Below are 17,266 nucleotides of genomic sequence, written 5' to 3'. Positions count from 1 at the left end.
TCACGCTCTGTCCCGCTTCAGCCAAGCCTGCCGCCGGCGGAGCCACCTGACCCCGGCCGTCTCGTACAGCAGACGAACCCCGGCGTTCGTCAGAAGGATGAGCACCGACATGGCTGCCGCCGGGGCGACGTCTCCCGCATCGTCCATGTTCACCACCGCTACCGATGCGGGCTTGAGCTCCGCCGTATAGAGGAAGACCACCGCGGATACCGTCACCATCGCATTGACGAAATAATAGAGCGCCATCTCCAGCAGGGCCGGCAGCGTCATCGGCAGCGTCACCCTCCACAGGGTGCGGTAGAACGGAACATTCATCGACTCGGAGACATGCTCGAAGTCTTTGTCGAGCTTCTTCAGTGCCTCAAGTGCCGTCAGGAATGGGACCGAGAAAAAATGAACGACATTCGCCAGCACCAGGATCGCCGCCGTTCCATACATCACATGAAGCGGGTTCTCGGGCCGGTTGAAGAAGAAGATGAACCCAAGGCCGATCACCATGCCAGGCAGCGCCATCGGCAGAATCGACAGGAAGTAAGCCCCGCTGCGGAGCAGGTGCATTCCTCTCGTCTTCTCCTGAAGATAAGCGAAGAAGTAGGTAACCACCGTTCCGGCAAGGGCGGTCCAGAGCGCGATCTTCAGGCTCGTCCAATACGGTCCCAGACCCTCCCCCGCCACCTGCGAGAAGTCGTAATGCTGCAGGGACAAGCTCAGGTTGTACGGCCATACCTTGACCAGCGAAGCGAGCACGACCGCCCCCATGAGAAGCAGAATCGCACCGCACACACCGGCGCAGTAGAGGTGGCATAAGAGATTGCGCAGCCGGTTCGGAGCAGGCCGGTAGGCCACCGATCTGGCGCTGACGAACGCCTGCTGCTTCCGGGCGATAAGACGGTCCACGATGAACGCCAGCACGGAAGGAATGGTGAGCAGCAGGCCGACCACCGCTCCCATGGCTATATTCTGCTGACCGATAACCTGCTTGTAGATGTCCGTAGCAAGCACGGCATACTGGCCGCCGACAATCTTCGGCGCCCCGAAGTCGGTGAAGCTCATCGTGAAGCAGACGAAAGCGGCGGAGAGCAGCCCGAGCTTAGCGCTGGGCAGCGTCAGGGTGAAGAACCGGCGCAGCGGTCCCGCCCCCATGACCGAAGCCGCCTCATACAATCGCTGGTCGCTGGAGCCCAGGGCTGCGGCCAGAATCAGGTACGCCTGAGGGAAGGTGTAGACGATCTCCGCCAGGATGATCCCGAGCGGACCGTACAGCTCTACCTTGGGCGCCCACGGAAGCAGGCCGAACAAGCCGGTCGTGATCAGTCCCTGGTTGCCCAGCAGATAGACCAGTCCGATACCGTGCATCATCGTCGGTGCGAAGAGGGGCAGGAGCACGAGTGCCCGGTAGAAGCCCCTGCCCCGCAGGTCGGTCCGGGTCACGGCAAAAGCGAAGCCGAAAGCCAGCACTACGGAGACCACCGTCGTGCAGCCCGCCACCAGCAGCGTGTTGCCGATGGACTGCATCAGGGCCGGAGACTCCAGGAACCTGGCAAAGTGCGTCAGCCCTGCGAACTCCCCTTGAGGCCCCAGGAAAGCCTGGCGGAACAGCTCATACAGCGGAAGCACCAGGCTTACGCCGAGCAGCGCGAGCAGGAACAGCATCCACAGCCGGGTGGGATTCAGGAAGGTGCGGCGGGAGAAAAGGGAAAGCCGGCGGGCCGGCCTTACGGTCTGCATAACGTAACTCTCCTTCGTGAATTCAGGCTTCGGGCGATGCATCAAGAAGCGTTGGAGCCGGGCAAGGGCGCCCTCCCGTCGAATGCGATCAGCCGCTCCTGAGGAAGATGCACACTCAGGAGACTGTCCTTGGCGAGGCGCAAGAGGTCTGCCTGCGGAGCCGGGATATCCACTGTAATGAGGCCCTCTGTGGAAGCATAGGCATCATCCAAAGGCTGGACGGCCGCCCGGTAGAACGGGCCGCGGAACTCCACATGGCGTACCCGGCACCGGATAGGCGCCGTTTCTGTCCGCTCGCCGGGACCCACGATGCGGATGTGCTCCGGCCGGATGGCCAGCAGTTCCTCTCGGTCAGGGCCCCCCCGGAACCGGCCCGCGGGGAAGAAATTGACGGCGCCGATGAAATCGGCCGCGAACGGCGAAGCCGGGCGTTCGTACACTTCCTGCGGCGTGCCCGCCTGGACGATCCGCGCCTCGTTCATGAGGATGATCCGGTCGGCCATCGTCAGCGCTTCCTCCTGATCATGGGTGACCATGATCGTCGTGAGGCCGAGCTCCTCCTGCAGGGAGCGCAGCTCCAGCCGCAGCTTCTGCCGCACCTTCGCGTCGAGCGCGGACAGCGGCTCGTCGAGCAGCAGCAGCTGCGGCCGGGTGACCACCGCCCGGGCCAGGGCCACCCGCTGCTGCTGGCCGCCGGAGAGCTCGGACGGATAGCGGCTGGCGGCCGAAGGCAGGCCGATGAGCTCCAGGGCCTCTCGCACCCGCTCGGCGATATCCTTCTTCGGCACCCGCCCCTTGAGGCCGTAAGCGATATTCTCCGCGGCGCTCAGGTTGGGGAACAGGGCATACGACTGGAACACCATGCCGATGCCGCGCTCCCCCGGCGGGAGTCCGGTCACTTCGCGGTCCTGAAGCCATACACCGCCGCGGTCCGGCGCTTCCAATCCGGCCAGGATGCGCAGCAGGGTCGTTTTGCCGCAGCCGCTCGGGCCGAGAAGACAAACGAACTCTCCCCGGTCCACGTCCAGACTTACCCCGCCGAGCGCCTGATGGGACCCGAACGACTTGGTTACTCCTCTTACGGATACATAGGGGGGTGAAGACACCGCTCTCACTTCCTCTTCTACTTTTTGGCCTCGGCCTTGGTGCTGTACCGCTTCTCCCACTCGGCGAGAATGCTCTCCCGCTCCTTCGCCGAACGGTTCAAGTCATACTTGATGAGCTGTTCTAACGGGTTCTTCGTGTAACCCTCCGGAATGGCACCGCCCTCGTTTTTGACCGCCAGAATCGCATAGTTCTTGTTGTACTCTTTCATCGCTTCCTCGGAGATCGCCCAGTCAAGGAAGAGCTTGCTCTCCGGCTTGATGTCCTTCTTCTTCACGAGCGCATTGGCCTCGACATCCCAGCCCGAGCCTTCCGCCGGGAAGACGACCTCGAGCGGCGCCCCCTTCTTCTTCTCCTGAATCCCCCGGTAGCCGAAGGAGATCCCGATCGCGTATTCCCCTGCAGCCGCCATCTTGGCGGGCTTCGACCCGGAATGCGTGTAGATCGCAATATTCTGGTGAAGCTTGTCCATGTAGCTCCACGCCTTGTCCGTTCCCATCAGCTGCAGCCAGCCCGCCACATCCAGATAGCCTGTACCGGAGGAAGCCGGATGCGGCATCACGATCATGCCTTGGTACTCCGGCTTCAGCAGGTCCTCGTAGCTCCGCGGGACGGGGAGATTCTTCTTCTCGAGCTCCTTCGTATTGACGACGAACGCCGTTTCCCAGGCGTCGATGCCCACCCACTTCTCCGGCCGGCCGGCATCCTTGAACTCGGGGAGAATCCGCTCGACACCCTGCGGGGAGTACCCTTCCAGCAGCCCGGCCTGATCCAGGACAAGCAGGCTCGTCGCCGCCGTGCCCCACACGACGTCCGCCACGGGATTCTCCTTCTCGGCGAGCAGCTTGGCCGTAATGACGCCCGTCGAATCGCGCACGATATTCACCTTGGTCTGCGGATACTTCGCTTTGAAGGAGGTGAGGTAGGATTGGATCAGATCGTCTTCGAGCGCCGTATAGACGGTGATCTCACCGTTCTTCGTAATCTGGGTCTCCGGCTTGGAAGCTCCCGCGGCCTGCGGAGAATGCTCTTCCTTCACACCGCAGCCGATCGTCAGGGTACTCAGTATCAGCGAGGCGGTTAACCACTTTCTCCATGCATTCATAAATGAAATTCCCCTTTTCCGTGGGTTAGGTTGTTTTTGATTTGCATTTGATTTGCTTTCTTCACTATAAAAATCTTGTGTAAAATCTGTGTTAACTCCATTTTAAGATTGTGTGTTTATTTGTTTTTTGTTGGATTATCTTGGTTCTATGAACATCAAAAAAACAACCTTCCCCACAGTTCAGGCCCGTGAGTAAGGCTGTTTCCCGGCTTGCTTGTTATTCCTGCTGCTGTTCCTTCGTGTGATTCCTACTGCTCTTGCTTGCATTCGCTTATCCGCAGAGCTGCTCTATGGACGCCTTACAGCGCTCCCGGCACCATCTCCCACTCCCGCACTTCCGCGCGGCGTGCGCCATGGAGCACGTACGGATCCTCTGCGGCCCACTGCTGCGCCTGCTCCAGATTGTCCGCCTTGTAGATGACCATGCCGCCCGATCCGTCCGGGAAGCGTCCGTTGGCAAAGATCCGGCCCTTCCCGCGCTGCTCTTCCAGATAGGCCAGATGCTCCGGCCGGTATACCCTGCTCTTCTCTTCGTCGAGCATCGGCAGCATCACCACATAGTACCCCATTCGTCCACTCTCCTCTTCCGCTTCACTTCCTCCCCATTATCGCCCGACCCTTCATAGAAACACAAGATTTGGGATAACTTACTACTATTCTTATTCCCTGGATAAAGGAGGAACAGCATGGGCTTCCTGCGCCGGCTGCTGGAGATCGCTCTGCCCCCCCTGCCAAGCCAAAAACCTGCGCCGGCTCCGCCTACCGGCCCCATGCTCTCCTCCCGCCTGCAGGAGAACCTGCTGCGGATCGGCAAGGAATTCGGCTCCTCACCGGATATCCTCGTCCGGGATTTCCAGATCGGGGCGGCCGGCGGGGTGCCGGCCGGCATCGTGCACTCGGACGGCCTCGCGGACAAGGCCATCGTCCAGCAGGTCATGATGCGCGCCCTGATGCTCGACGTACGGGAATTCCGGAGCGGTGAGGCTCCCTTAGCCCCCGGTGAACTTCCCGCGTTCCTGCGCCAGACGCTGCTGACGGTATCGGAAATGCGTGAAGCCCATACGCTCTATGAAGTGTGCGATGCGGTCCTGTCGGGGGACACTGCGCTCTTCGTGGACGGTTATCCTCAAGCCTTCATTGTGGGCACCCGCGGGTGGAAAGACCGCGGGATTCCCGAGCCCCAGACCGAGACCGTCATCCGCGGCCCGCGGGACGGCTTCACCGAGACACTCCGTTCCAATACGATGCTCATCCGCCGCCGGATCAAGGACACGAAGCTGCGGCTTGAGATGATGAAGATCGGGCGGGTCAGCAAAACGGATATAGGGATCATGTTCATCGAAGGCATCGCCGAAGAGCGCGTGATCCAGGAGGTGCGGCGCAGGCTCCGCAGCATCGATATCGATGCCATCCTGGAGAGCGGCTACATCGAAGAGCTCATTCAGGATGAGGCGCTTACGCCTTTTCCCACCATGGCCAATACGGAGCGGCCTGACGTAGCGGCGGCCGGACTGCTGGAAGGCCGGGTTGCCATCATCGTGGACGGGACGCCGTTCGTCCTGCTTGTCCCGTGCCTCTTCAATGAGTTCTACATGTCAGCGGAGGACTATTATGAACGGGCGGATATCTCTACCGGCATCCGCTACCTTCGCCTGGTGTGCTTTTTCATCGCCCTGATCGGCCCATCGGCTTATATCGCCATCACGACGTTTCACCAGGAGATGCTTCCGACGGAGCTGCTCATCGGCCTGGCCTCTTCAAGAGAAGGCATCCCCTTCCCGGCTTTCATCGAGGCGCTCATTATGGAAGTCATCTTCGAGATTCTGCGCGAAGCCGGCGTCCGCATGCCCCGCATGGTCGGACAGGCCATGTCCATCGTCGGTGCGCTTGTCCTCGGGCAGGCCGCCATTCAAGCGGGGCTCGTCTCACCCGCCATGGTCATCGTCGTTTCGCTTACGGCCATCACCAACTTTGTCATTCCCCACTACAGCATGGCAATATCGGTTCGAATGCTGCGGTTTGTATTCATGGCACTGGCGGCAGGCTTTGGGCTGTTCGGTATTCTCTTCGGGGTCATCTTCCTGATCCAGCATCTGTGCTCTCTCTATTCCTTCGGCGTGCCGTATATGGCTCCTTACGCCCCAATGATTCCGGGAGACATCAAGGACTCCTTCCTGGGCCGGCTGAGCTGGAAGCGCATGAGCACGCGACCCAAATTCTTCAGCCGGAATAAGGCCCGGCAAAAAAACGGAGGGGGGGATCCTTCATGAAGAGGCCCAAGCGGTCAGGACATCCATTCCGAGGCCTCCGCCGCTCCTGGCCCTGCACCCTCGCGGGGGTGCTGGCCATCTCCCTGCTCACGACGGGGTGCTGGAACCGCCGGGAGCTCAACGAGCTGGCTATCGCTTCATCGATGGGATTCGATGTAGGAGAAAAAGGCGTGACCGTCTCCATCCAGATCATCGATCCCGGCGAGATTACGAACAAGAGCGGCGGCTCTACGGCCGGAAGAGCCCCTGTCACCCTCTACGATGCTAACGAGGAGACGGTATTCCAGGCCATCCGGTCGATTACGACGAAGTCGCCGCGGAAGATTTATTTGTCCCATCTGCGCATTGTCGTGATCAGCGAGAAGCTGGCCCGCAAGGGGATCCGCAATATCATCGATTTTTTGTCGAGGGATCATGAATTGCGCCGCGATTTCTATATCCTCATTGCCCGCGGCTCGGCCCGCGATGTTCTCAATACGATGACCACGATCGAGAAGATCCCCGCCAACAAAATGTTCAATTCGGTCAAAGTCGCCGAAGAGAACTGGGGACCGGTGCTCGGCACGAATCTCGAGGACCTGATCGGCCGACTGGTGCATGCCGGTATATCGCCGCTGGTGCCAGGCATCGGCATTCTCGGGAGCCCCAAGGTGGGCTCGAAGAAATCGAACGTGGAACAGATTGATGCGCCCGCAAGACTTGACCTGAAGGGACTGGCGGTATTCAAGAAAGACAAAATGCTGGGCTGGATGAACGAGCAGGAAGGGACGGGGGCGAATTTCATTCTGAACAAGATCAAGAGCACGGTCATTGGCACCTCCTGTCCCGGGGGCACAGGTAAACTGGGCTCCGAGATTATCCGTTCTCAAACCGAGATGAAGGTGCGCAAGGAAGGGGATAAGCCCCTGATTGTCATTGAAATCGAATCGGAAGCCAACGTGTCCGATGTGGAATGCTCAATCGATCTGCACAAAACGAAGGTGATCGGGGAACTGGAGCAGTCCATCAACGGCAAGATCCGGTCGTTGGTCGAAGCGGCCCTAAGGGCCTCCCAGACCAAATTCAAGAGTGACGTCTTCGGATTCGGCGATACGGTCCGGCGCAAGCAGCCGGAGCTCTGGAGCAAGGTGCAGGGACAGTGGCCGGAGATGTACCCCGAGATCCCTTACGAAATCCGGGTCGAGACCAGGCTTCGCCGTACGGGGACCACGTCCCAATCTTTTATCGAGGAAATCAAGGAGTAGATGCCGCATGTGGGTTATGTCTGCGATCCTGCTGTATGCTGCCGCCGCCTTCCTGGGCCACGGCCTGTATCTTTGGAAGCGGCGCATGCTGAGGGAGCTCGTGCTCTCCTTTCTTGTGCTCGGTGCAGGCGTCCTGCTGCATGTGCTGTGGGCAGTGCGGGTCGAGCTGCCCAGCCCCTTCGAGTGGCTCAATGCCATGTACCGGCCCGTCTACGAGGCGATTTTCCCGGGGGCCCGAATTTCATCATGAGGAAGGGAAGTGCAGCGCATGCAGCAGATCGAGACGGGTAAAATAGCTGACCGGCAGCTCCTGATCATCGGAATCCTGTATACGATCGGCGATCCGATCCTCATCGTCCCTTCCATTCTCGCTGACCGCGCCCAGGGGGATGCCTGGGTCTCCGCCCTGCTCGCTTGGGGCGGCGGGCTCGGATTCCTTCTGCTTTACCGGGCTTTGGCCAGAACCTTCCCCGGCATGGGGGTCATTGAAATGTGCGAGACGGCTCTAGGACGAATGCTCGGGCGCGGTGCCGCGCTTCTGGTCCTGCTGCCGTTCTGGATTCTCCTCTCGGCCAGCCTCCTCCGGGAACTCAGCGACTTCATGACCACACAAGTGATGCCCGAAACGCCGGTACAAGCGTTCTATATCATTATTGTGATCGTGGTGCTCTACGGCTTGAACCTGGGGCTTGAACCTGTCGTCCGGAGCGGCGAGATCCTGTTTCCCTGGGTCTTCGGCCTCTTCGGCCTGCTGACGCTCTTCCTGCTGCCGGAGTTCAAAGCCGTCAATGTGGAGCCTGTGATGGCCCACGGCTGGGAACCGGTACTCAAGGGCAGCTATGCCATGCTGGCCATCCCTTTCATGGAAGTGTTCACGCTCCTGATGCTTCTGCCTTACGTCAGCGGTGCATCGGATAAAGCTGTACGGCAGTTCACGCTGAGCATCGCCCTCGGCGGATTTATCGTGGTCTTCGTTATCGTGCTGTCGCTGATGTCCCTGGGCCCTGACGTGACAGCCCGCAGCATCTACCCGACCTATGTCATGGCGAAAAAGATTCGCATCGGCAACTTCCTCGAGCGGATGGAGATCATTATCACGATCATGTGGATGATCACCATGTACTTCAAGCTGATCGTGACCATGTTCGCTGTCGTTGTAGCCACAGCGAAGCTGAGCCGGCTGAAGAGCTATCGCCCTCTGCTGATGCCGTTCGGTACGCTGCTGGTCATTCTGGCCCAGCTCATTACTCCGAACACCATTGAGTATTATGATTTTACCGCTTCGGTCTGGCCGCTATACGCCTTTACGGTGTGCATTCTGTTTCCAGCGGGGCTGCTGGTGGCGGGGAAGGTGCGGGGGAGGAAGTTTAGGTAGTGAGTATGGAAAAAGAGAAAGGCTGCCGGTTACGGCAGCCTTTCTCTTTTGATCCAATTTTCTTATTTATGGTGCAGGGGGAGTTACGATAACCGATGTCGTAGTTGTGAGGCCTGCAGCGGTTGTAGCTGTGAGTTCAAAGCCTGTTACGTTAGCACCAATCGTGAGATTACCGTATTGGTCAACGGATACAGTGTTGTCCGCACCATTGCTCTTCACGTTGGTAACGCCAAACGTAGTACCGAACAGGTAGTTGTACTTGGATGCGTCTTGGTCGCCGCCTGTTTCGTTCTCATAGGTGATCCCATAGTTATCCGTAATCTTTAGGTTCATGACGTTAAAGGCATTTCCTGGAGTCGCCTGAGCCACGGTTGCTTCGGTTTCGCCGGCTTCAATCTTCGTGGCTGTGAGAGCATCGTCCTTAACCGTAACAGAGAAGTTCTTCGTTACCGTTTCGCCTTCGTTATTCAAGAAGGAGACGCTGACTTTAGCCGTACCTTTTTGGTTACCGATGACATAAGCCGTGTTGTCACCAGCCACACCCGCACGGGCAATGGCCGGATTATCCGTGTAAACGGCTTGAATGGAATCCGGCAGGGCAACTTTATCACCCGCTGCATCAGTAGCAACCAGCTCGATTTCTTTGGCCAGTTTGCTAAGTGTAGGATCTTTTTGCTCCGCTACTGTTAACGTGCCTCCGGCATAAGTTACATCTGTGTCGGAAACCGCGTCACTGTCAAGGGTATTATACAGATCACCCATTGGCGAGATCGAGTAAGAGAGATCTGCATCAGCTGCTACGACTTCCACATCGCGCGTTACGTGGGCGATATCCGTAAAGGTAGCGACACCAGCTCCAGCCTCAGTAGCTTTTTGGAGGACAACCTTCACGCGGGCAATATCTCCCGGAACAGCTGTTGCTTTGTCAAGAATGAGTTTATTTTCATCATTGAAAGCATCAAGGTCGCCTGTATATGTTGCGGTAGCATTCTCAAGTGTAAAGCCGGTTGGAAGAGATCCTTCTACTCCGTTATTAGATGTTACTACCGCTACCCGATAAAGGAAGCCGTTGACCGATACATTACCATTATTGTCCACCTGCTGGATTGTATCGAGTTCTTGACCATATTGGTCATAAACGGCATACTCGAACTTGGCTTCCGCCCCAGGCAGGATTTTCTTGGCCAGATCCGTTTTGACCTTGATGGTGTCCGGTGTGCGTGCATCCTGCAGCGTATACGATTTGGTTGCCACGCTGTTAGCATTCGGTGTGGCAATCATGGCTGTTACCGTAACGACTCCTTGAGAAGAGTCATTGATATCCGTCAGCTTCAGCATGCCTTTATGTTCGCCTGTCGTCTGAATCCCTTGCGATGTGGCACCAGCTACGCTGAACGTGATCTGTGGGTCCTCTCCATTAACTCCGACAGCATTCTCATCGCTAATAAGATCCTCGGTGCTGAGCTTGTTACCCGCTGCATCATAGGCGACGATCGGGATGTAAGCATCCTCGTCTCCTGCGGCGATAACATTATTCATATCACCAATCTCAACTTTGGTAGCCAGCTTAGTAGAGGAAACTTTGACTGTACCTGTAGCCGTACCTGCTTGACTGTAGACATTGAACGTAAAATCGCCGGTACGGTCAACATTATTGGCCAAGGAGAACCGGATGTCCGTAACATCGTCGTTATTGAAGTCACCAATCTCATGCTTCAGGTTTTCCTCGTAAGGTGTTACTGTGATATTGATGTCTTCTGCATTAACCGAATCTTTGTCCATGATGTTGCCGTATTGGTCATACTGCAGCAAATCGACGGTTGCGGTTTCTCCCTTGCCAGAGATGGAGTCTCCGCCGGTGCTGTATTTAACGGTACCGAGCTCGACCTTGGAGATGAACGCATCCGTACCCACTTTGAAGTTCTTCGTAGCCGTAACCCGGGTATCTGTATGATAAATGTTTACAGGAACCACAGAGATTCCGGATTTGAAGTCCTCAGAGCTGGTATCCAAGGAAAGCTGCAGTTCGCCATTGTCAAGCTTCTTCAATTGAGCATTGGCTGCATCGTCTGAATATACCGTATAGGAAGCGGAAGAGAAGGAAGCATTCTCGCCGTATTGGTTCGACGCTTTGATATTGACCAGGACTTTGCTGCCCTTCGCGATTGTATCGTTCGCATTCACGAACTCAATCTTCGAGACCGTCTCGTTCTCAGCCGTAAACTCAGCCGTCGTCTTCTCAACCGCATCTGCAGCCAGGCCGCCAAGTGTTACTGTGTAAGTACCTGCGGAAAGTCTGGTGTCGGTCAGCGTAAGTACGGCGGACTTTTTGTCGTCGGACCACTTGGCCGTTGTTGCTACTGCGACATTGCCCTTCGTCAGAGCCAGCGTAGCCTTCTCGGCATCCGTAACGTCGCGGTTGAAGGTTACTGTAACCGTCTGAACGCCAGTAGCTTTTGCTTCGGATACGGATACTTTGCCCGTTTGCTCCGTAGGAGGCGTTACTACGCCGCCTGTCAGGTAGCGGTCCATAACCACGGCCACCTGCTCGCGAGTAGCGTTCTTCCCTGGGTCGAACGTCGTGTCGCTCGTACCCTGCATCAATCCCTTAGATACGGCGTAGCCAACTGCATCCTTCGCATAGTCGGCAATCGATCCCGCATCCGTGAAGGTCAGCTTGTCGCCCATACCTTTGAGCTCATCAGCCGGTACATTCAGCGCACGGACGAAGATGGTCGCCATCTGCTCACGCGTTACGTTGTCTGTAGGGGAGAACGTCGTGTCGGTCGTACCGTTGACGAGGCCCTTCGCTACCGCTGTTTCTACGTAAGCATAAGCCCAGTGGTCTTTCGGGATATCCTTGAACGTTGGTGTTTCCGGCGTGACCATTTGGTCGGCTGGAACCAAGGCGCGTACTAGCATAGCCGTGAACGCGTCGCGCGTCATTGTGCCCTGCGGGTTGAAGTTGCCCTGCTCATCGCCTTCGATAATCTTCTTGTCGACGAGGTTCCAGATTGCCGTTTGAGCCCAGGAGGAGCTCTTGTCGATATCTTTCGGACCACCTGTCGGCGTAGCAGCTTGAGCTTGGCCGCCCAGCGGGATCGTCGATATCAGAAGTCCGCCGAGCAGGACTTTCGCCGTCGTTACTTTCAGGTTCGGGTACTTCTTCCGGACGTAGCTTTCTACGTCTTTTTGAAGCTCACGCTGCTGCTCCGGGTTATCGCCAAGCTCTTTGGCGAACTCGGCCCGGTCCTCTGACAGGTAGATCGTGATGACGTACCCGTCGCGAGTTTTCTTAAGCTCGTCACGTAAAATGTTCACGTCGGTAACCTCCATTTTTCATCTGAATTGATGAATCTCTGCTGAGCAAACATGTGACAGGAGATTTCTTTATTACTTTTACCAGAATTTCATGCGATCATCCGAAAGATTTGCGAAATGCTCCTTGTATTTATTGACAAAAGGCGCACTCCTCCCTCCACCCCGTCACCCGGTCGGATGGCGTCCTCCGTTCCTATAGGTTGAACACTGCGGCGGAATTCATGCAGAGCAGCACAAAAAGGGCGGATTTACCGCCCTCTCTGAGGTCTACCTGCGCTTATGTTTAGTTCGTTGCTGTAGTCTGAGCCTGACGTTCTGCACGCTTCTGTTCCATCTGCGCTTCCAGCTCATCTACCGTGATGCCCAGCTCGGCTGCACGCTGCTCCAGCTTCGCCTGACGCTCCTGCTCCATTTGCGCTTTCAGCTCGTCAACCGTGATGCCCTTCTCCGCTGCACGTTCCGCCAGCTTCGCTTCGCGCTCCTGTTCCATTTGGGCCTTCAGCTCATCCACCGTAATGCCTTTCTCCGCAGCCAACGCTTCAAGGTCCAGCGGGCCATGGCCGCCTCTGTGTCCGCGTCCTTCTTCCATTTGTGCTTTGAGTTCGTCTACGGTGATGCCTTTCTCCGCTGCTTCAGCCTCAAGCTTCGCCTGGCGCTCCTGCTCCAGCTGCGCTTTCAGCTCGTCTACGGTGATGCCCTTCTCGGCAGCAAGTGCCTCCAAGTTCTTGCCGCCCTTACCGCCGCGCTCTGCACGCTCCTGTTCTTTCTGGGCTTTCAGCTCATCCACGGTGATTCCTTTCTCCGCTGCTTCAGCCTCCAGCTTCGCCTGGCGCTCCTGCTCCAGCTGTGCTTGGAGTTCCTCTACCGTAATGCCTTTCTCGGCTGCGAGGGCTTCGAGGTTCTTTCCGCCGCGGTCCTTCTTGTAGGTTATGGATTTAACAACGGCTTGGTCGGTTGTTGTCGTTGTTGTCGTTTCTGCTGCAAAAGCGGAGCCCATGGCGCCCAGTGCGAATACCGTTCCGAGTGTAGTGGCGATGACTTTCTTGTTGAAGTTTTTCATGGGTGATTCCTCCTGTAAGTTGGGTTTTGTTTTTTAAGTAGGTTGTTGTCCTTGCTGCTTACAAGATCATCTTACCGCCCCAAGCTGAATGCATCCTGAGCGCCCGCTTTGCGTTTCCTTAAAACCCTTCACTTCAAGTACATGACCCCAAAAAGGAACACTGCAAGCAAAACAAAAAGCAGGCCCCCTCGGGAACCCGCCTTCGTACTCTCATATAATAGCTTCAGAATGCTGCCTCTCAAAAGGTTTGAAGGAAGCCCTATTCCTTTAAGCAGAATGTTTGGTTGCCGCGGCGCCGGCCGTACCCGCAGCCGCCTTCCGGCCGAAGAACATGTAAGCGAACAGGGAAGCCATCATCTGCTGGAACACCATACCGATGATCGCTGGAAGCGCCACCGGCGGCGGGAAGTAGGCGATGGCGAGCACCGCGCCCGCCGAGATGTTGCGCATGCCGCAGTTGAACGTCATCGTGACGGCGACGCTGCGGTCCCAGCCGAACAGGGAAGCCGTCCCGCGCCCGATCCCATAACCGAGCGCCACGACGAGCACGCAGATTGCAGCCAAGAACAGCAGCTCCGCCGTGAACCCGGTCAAGTAGCCGGCAATGACCGAAGAATTGATCATGATAACCACAGCCAGGCCGATCTTGGAAAAAGGTGCCAGCTTGGGCCCGAGCTTGGTTTTGACCGCACCGCGGGTCCACTGGTTCAGCGCCATGCCAAGCAGGGAAGGCACCACAACCATCCAGGCGAGCCCTTCCATCATGCCCCATACGTCCATCTCCACCTTCGTGCCAACCATGAGCGACAAGGTGAAGGGCACCAGGAACGGGGACAGCATCGTATCCACCAGAATCATGGACAGCGTCAGCGCAATGTGGCCCTTGTACATCGATACCCACATGAAGCTGACGATCCCGGTGGGGATGGAGAGCAGGAGGATGAGGCCCGTGACCGTCAGGGGATCATCCGGGAATGCCAGGTGGCCAACGCCCCAGGCCATGAGCGGCATCACGCCGTGGAGTACAATCAGGAACACGAAGATCGGCATCGGGTGTGACAGCACCCGTTTCAGATCCCCGAAGTTCAGGCTGAGGCTCCCCGAGAACGTCATGAATGCGAAGATCCACGGCACCCACGCCGTAAAAGGGGAGAACCAAGCCGCGCAGAGCATCCCGATCAATACGCTGCTCGGGGTAATCAGGGGCATCCAGGTTTCCATCGTCTTGTTGATTCGCTGCAGCATAGGTTCCTCTCCCATCCGGTTGGCCTTCTATCCCGCATCTGATGCAGGAAGACAGGCTCCGGGTGCGTGAAGCTCCCTGAGCCTGTCTGGGCCTTTTGTTATTCTTTTTCTCTTCATTTGTTAAAACGTTTCAATCATTCGCCTTCTCGGGCCTTAGTACACAGCCATCTTATTCCCTGTGCCCCTGCCGCGAAACGGCACTTGTCTCCATGGGATCCGCCCGCCGGCCGGCTCCGGCTTACAGCCGCCTTACTTCTTCAGCTTCGCATAAGCCGCCTCGTATTCCTTCGCGACCTGGTCGCCGCCCGCCTTGCGCCACTTCTCGATCTCCGCCAGCAGGCCGGCGTCGTCGATCTTGCCCATGATGTACTTCGTCTGCGCGTCGTACATCATCTGCTCGAGCTCTTTGCCGCGTTCGGAGTACGTGGCCGATGTCAGGTTGAGCGCCGGGTTGAGCACCGCCGTCTTCAGGTTCTCCGGCGGGATCTTCGTGCCCTTCTCGCCGAGCGGCGTGTCCTTCAGCGGAGCGACATTGAAGCCTTCGACGTTGAAGAGCGAGTCACGGTACGGCTTCACTTCGCGCTGGAAGGCGCTGAAGTCCTTGAACTCCGTTTTGCCCCCGTCGACCTTGGTGTAATGCTTGCCTTCGACGCCGCGCAGCTGAAGCGTGGCCATCGGCTCGTCAAGCATCTTGTCGGCGAACGCGAGCAGCTTCTTCAACTCCGCTTCATTCTTCACCTTCGACTTCGGGAACACGAAGAAGCCGTTGTTCCCGCTCTCCCCCGCGGCGCGTACGCCCTTCGGCCCGGTCGGCGGCATGACGTCGTAGATGCCTTCCGGCACCGTCTTCGAGAGCCGGTCCTGCATGCTCTTCGCATTCTGGGCCACTGCGATCCGGATGCCTACGCGGCCCGAGTCATACATCTTCTCGGCATCGGCATCCTCGAACGCCGCGAAGTCCTGGTTGATGAGCTTCTCGGCGAAGAGCTTGCGGAACAGCTTCAGAATCTCGTTGAACTCCGGCGTCACGAATTCGGGGGTGAACTTGCCCGCAGAATCGACCGCCCACTTGTTCGGTGCGCCGAGCGCCACGGCCATCCGGGTCGTCATGGCGGAGACGCCTTCGTTGTACTTTTTGCCGAGCACCATGCCGTACGTATCGTTCTTGCCGTTGCCGTCCGGATCGTTCAGGGTCATGGCTTTAAGGACATTATACCACTCATCCACGGTCACCGGGGGCTTCATGCCAAGCTTTTTCAGCCAATCCTCCCGGTAAATCACTGCCGAGCGCGCAATATCGCGGAACTGCGGGATGCCGTAGATTTTGCCGTCGACCGAGATGTTCTCATAATACTGCTTGTTCAGCGCAGAGAGGTTCTTGTAGTCCCCCAGCAGCGGCCCCACTTCCCAAAACAGGTCCGACTGGATGGAGGAAATCGTCGTCGGGACGTACTTCACCCGCAGCATCATCGGCATCTCGTCCGCCGCGACCATGACATTGACCTTCTCGTCGTAGGCCGCGCTCGGGATCCATTGGATATCCAGCTGGGTGTTCGTGTAGCTCTCAATCGCCTTCTCGACCTCGTTGTCCGCGGCCGGCACATCCCCCACCTGGGCGGTTGCCAGCGTGATGCGGAACGGTGCGCTGCTCCCCGCGTCCCCTGCCGCTGCTTCAGGCGTGGCCTCACCGGACTCTCCCCCGCAGCCTGCAAGGACCCCTGTAGTCATCACCGCGGCGCACATCCCGGCGATCCAGCGTTTGCTTTTCTTTTTTCTTTTCATCGTAACCCCTCCTTGAGATGATCAGAAAGCATCGAACGAACTATAGAACCCCTAGCGTGTTAAGCGTATTTGTATATGGAAAGATTCCGTCCTCCGCAGGAAGCTGTCCGAGCCGCAGTTACATCGCCGCCGCCCGCACTTCCGATAGCGAAGGAACGTCATCCTTTCACCGAACCGAGCAGTACTCCCTTGGCAAAATGCTTCTGCAAAAACGGATATACGAGCAAGATCGGCACCGTGGCGAACACGATCACCGCCATGCGGATCGTCAGCGGCTGGATCAGAGACTCCTCGAAGGAGGTCTCCCCGATCCGGCTCTGCGCCAGGATGACGATCTCCCGCAGGAGCACCTGCACCGGCCATTTGTTATGGTCGTTGATGTAAAGAATGGCGCTGAAGAAGGTGTTCCAGTGCGCCACCGCGTAGAAGAGGCCGAAGGTGGCCATCGCAGGCAGCGAGAGCGGCAGCACGATGCGGAACAGGATATCGAGATCGCTGCAGCCGTCGATCTTCGCCGAATCCTCGAGACCGTCCGGGATCTGCTGGAAGAAGTTGCGCAGCACGATCAGATTGAATGCCGAGATCGCCGACGGAATCATGAGCGACCACAGCGTGTTCGTCATGCCGAGCTCTTTCACCACGAAGTAGGATGGAATCATCCCGCCCGAGAACAGCATCGTGAACAGCACGCCGAGCAGGATCACCTGCCGCCCGCGGAAGTGGGGCTTGGCCAGCGGGTAGGCAAGCAGCGAGGTGAACAGCAGGTTGATGAACGTGCCGACGACCGTCACATAGATCGACACCCCGAGGCTTTTGACCAGCGTATCCGTGGAGAAAATGTACTCGTAAGCCGCCAGCGAGAACTTCGTCGGGAACAGGATCATTCCCCCCTTGGCCACTTCATGGGGATCGGTAAACGACACCGCAAGCACGTAGACGAAAGGCAGCACCGTACAAAGGGCCACCAGAATGAGCACCGCCGCATTGACCGTATCGAACAACCGGTTGCCGAAGGTCCGGTCTTGTATCATG

General features: G+C 57.7%; 13 protein-coding genes. 4 read left to right on the top strand and 9 right to left on the bottom strand.

Annotated elements, in window-relative coordinates; genetic code table 11:
- The 4 genes from PM3016_RS04080 to PM3016_RS04065 form a co-directional block, all read right to left on the bottom strand.
- Positions 1 to 1,728 carry a putative 2-aminoethylphosphonate ABC transporter permease subunit gene (locus PM3016_RS04080; RefSeq protein ID WP_013914636.1) on the bottom strand — a complete coding sequence of 576 codons (1,728 nt, stop codon included), beginning with the start codon at positions 1,726 to 1,728 and terminating at the stop codon, positions 1 to 3.
- A gap of 41 nt (positions 1,729 to 1,769) precedes the next feature.
- Positions 1,770 to 2,834 carry an ABC transporter ATP-binding protein gene (locus PM3016_RS04075; protein WP_013914635.1) on the bottom strand — a complete coding sequence of 355 codons (1,065 nt, stop codon included), beginning with the start codon at positions 2,832 to 2,834 and terminating at the stop codon, positions 1,770 to 1,772.
- Between the two features lie 17 nt (positions 2,835 to 2,851).
- The gene (locus tag PM3016_RS04070; RefSeq protein WP_014368518.1) at positions 2,852 to 3,937 is read right to left on the bottom strand and encodes a putative 2-aminoethylphosphonate ABC transporter substrate-binding protein; all 1,086 of its coding nucleotides are present in this window, start codon (positions 3,935 to 3,937) and stop codon (positions 2,852 to 2,854) included.
- A gap of 299 nt (positions 3,938 to 4,236) precedes the next feature.
- The gene (locus PM3016_RS04065) at positions 4,237 to 4,506 is read right to left on the bottom strand and encodes a YciI family protein (RefSeq protein WP_014368517.1); all 270 of its coding nucleotides are present in this window, start codon (positions 4,504 to 4,506) and stop codon (positions 4,237 to 4,239) included.
- 117 nt (positions 4,507 to 4,623) lie between these two features.
- On the opposite strand from PM3016_RS04065, the gene PM3016_RS04060 reads away from it, so the two are divergent.
- From PM3016_RS04060 to PM3016_RS04045, 4 genes are read left to right on the top strand one after another with little or no spacing between them, the layout of a single operon-like run.
- Complete coding sequence (locus PM3016_RS04060; protein WP_013914632.1) at positions 4,624 to 6,207, top strand: spore germination protein; 1,584 nt, start codon at positions 4,624 to 4,626, stop codon at positions 6,205 to 6,207.
- Positions 6,204 to 7,451, top strand: coding sequence for a Ger(x)C family spore germination protein (locus tag PM3016_RS04055; RefSeq protein ID WP_014368516.1), 1,248 nt, complete (start codon positions 6,204 to 6,206; stop codon positions 7,449 to 7,451). Before PM3016_RS04060 ends, PM3016_RS04055 begins: the two co-directional genes overlap by 4 nt.
- Before the next feature lie 7 nt (positions 7,452 to 7,458).
- Positions 7,459 to 7,701 carry a hypothetical protein gene (locus tag PM3016_RS04050; protein ID WP_013914630.1) on the top strand — a complete coding sequence of 81 codons (243 nt, stop codon included), beginning with the start codon at positions 7,459 to 7,461 and terminating at the stop codon, positions 7,699 to 7,701.
- Between the two features lie 18 nt (positions 7,702 to 7,719).
- On the top strand, positions 7,720 to 8,826 hold the full coding sequence (locus PM3016_RS04045) for a GerAB/ArcD/ProY family transporter (protein ID WP_014368515.1): 1,107 nt from the start codon (positions 7,720 to 7,722) through the stop codon (positions 8,824 to 8,826).
- Between the two features lie 66 nt (positions 8,827 to 8,892).
- Here the strand turns inward: PM3016_RS04045 and PM3016_RS04040 are convergent, their stop codons facing one another.
- The 5 genes from PM3016_RS04040 to PM3016_RS04020 form a co-directional block, all read right to left on the bottom strand.
- Complete coding sequence (locus tag PM3016_RS04040) at positions 8,893 to 12,147, bottom strand: S-layer homology domain-containing protein (RefSeq protein WP_014368514.1); 3,255 nt, start codon at positions 12,145 to 12,147, stop codon at positions 8,893 to 8,895.
- A gap of 283 nt (positions 12,148 to 12,430) precedes the next feature.
- The gene (locus PM3016_RS04035; RefSeq protein WP_014368513.1) at positions 12,431 to 13,207 is read right to left on the bottom strand and encodes a hypothetical protein; all 777 of its coding nucleotides are present in this window, start codon (positions 13,205 to 13,207) and stop codon (positions 12,431 to 12,433) included.
- 267 nt (positions 13,208 to 13,474) lie between these two features.
- A complete protein-coding gene (locus PM3016_RS04030; protein ID WP_014368512.1) occupies positions 13,475 to 14,467 on the bottom strand; it encodes a bile acid:sodium symporter family protein in 993 nt (330 codons plus the stop codon).
- 234 nt (positions 14,468 to 14,701) lie between these two features.
- A complete protein-coding gene (locus tag PM3016_RS04025) occupies positions 14,702 to 16,234 on the bottom strand; it encodes an extracellular solute-binding protein (protein WP_014368511.1) in 1,533 nt (510 codons plus the stop codon).
- A 158-nt stretch (positions 16,235 to 16,392) separates the two neighbouring features.
- Positions 16,393 to 17,265 (bottom strand): carbohydrate ABC transporter permease, encoded by an 873-nt coding sequence (locus tag PM3016_RS04020; RefSeq protein WP_014368510.1) that lies wholly within the window; start codon positions 17,263 to 17,265, stop codon positions 16,393 to 16,395.
- Position 17,266 lies beyond the last annotated feature (1 nt).

The organism is Paenibacillus mucilaginosus 3016 (assembly GCF_000250655.1).
Taxonomy (GTDB): Bacteria; Bacillota; Bacilli; order Paenibacillales; family NBRC-103111; genus Paenibacillus_G; species Paenibacillus_G mucilaginosus.
Note: the sequence above shows the minus strand (reverse complement) of the source record. Positions and strands in the feature narration are given on the sequence as shown.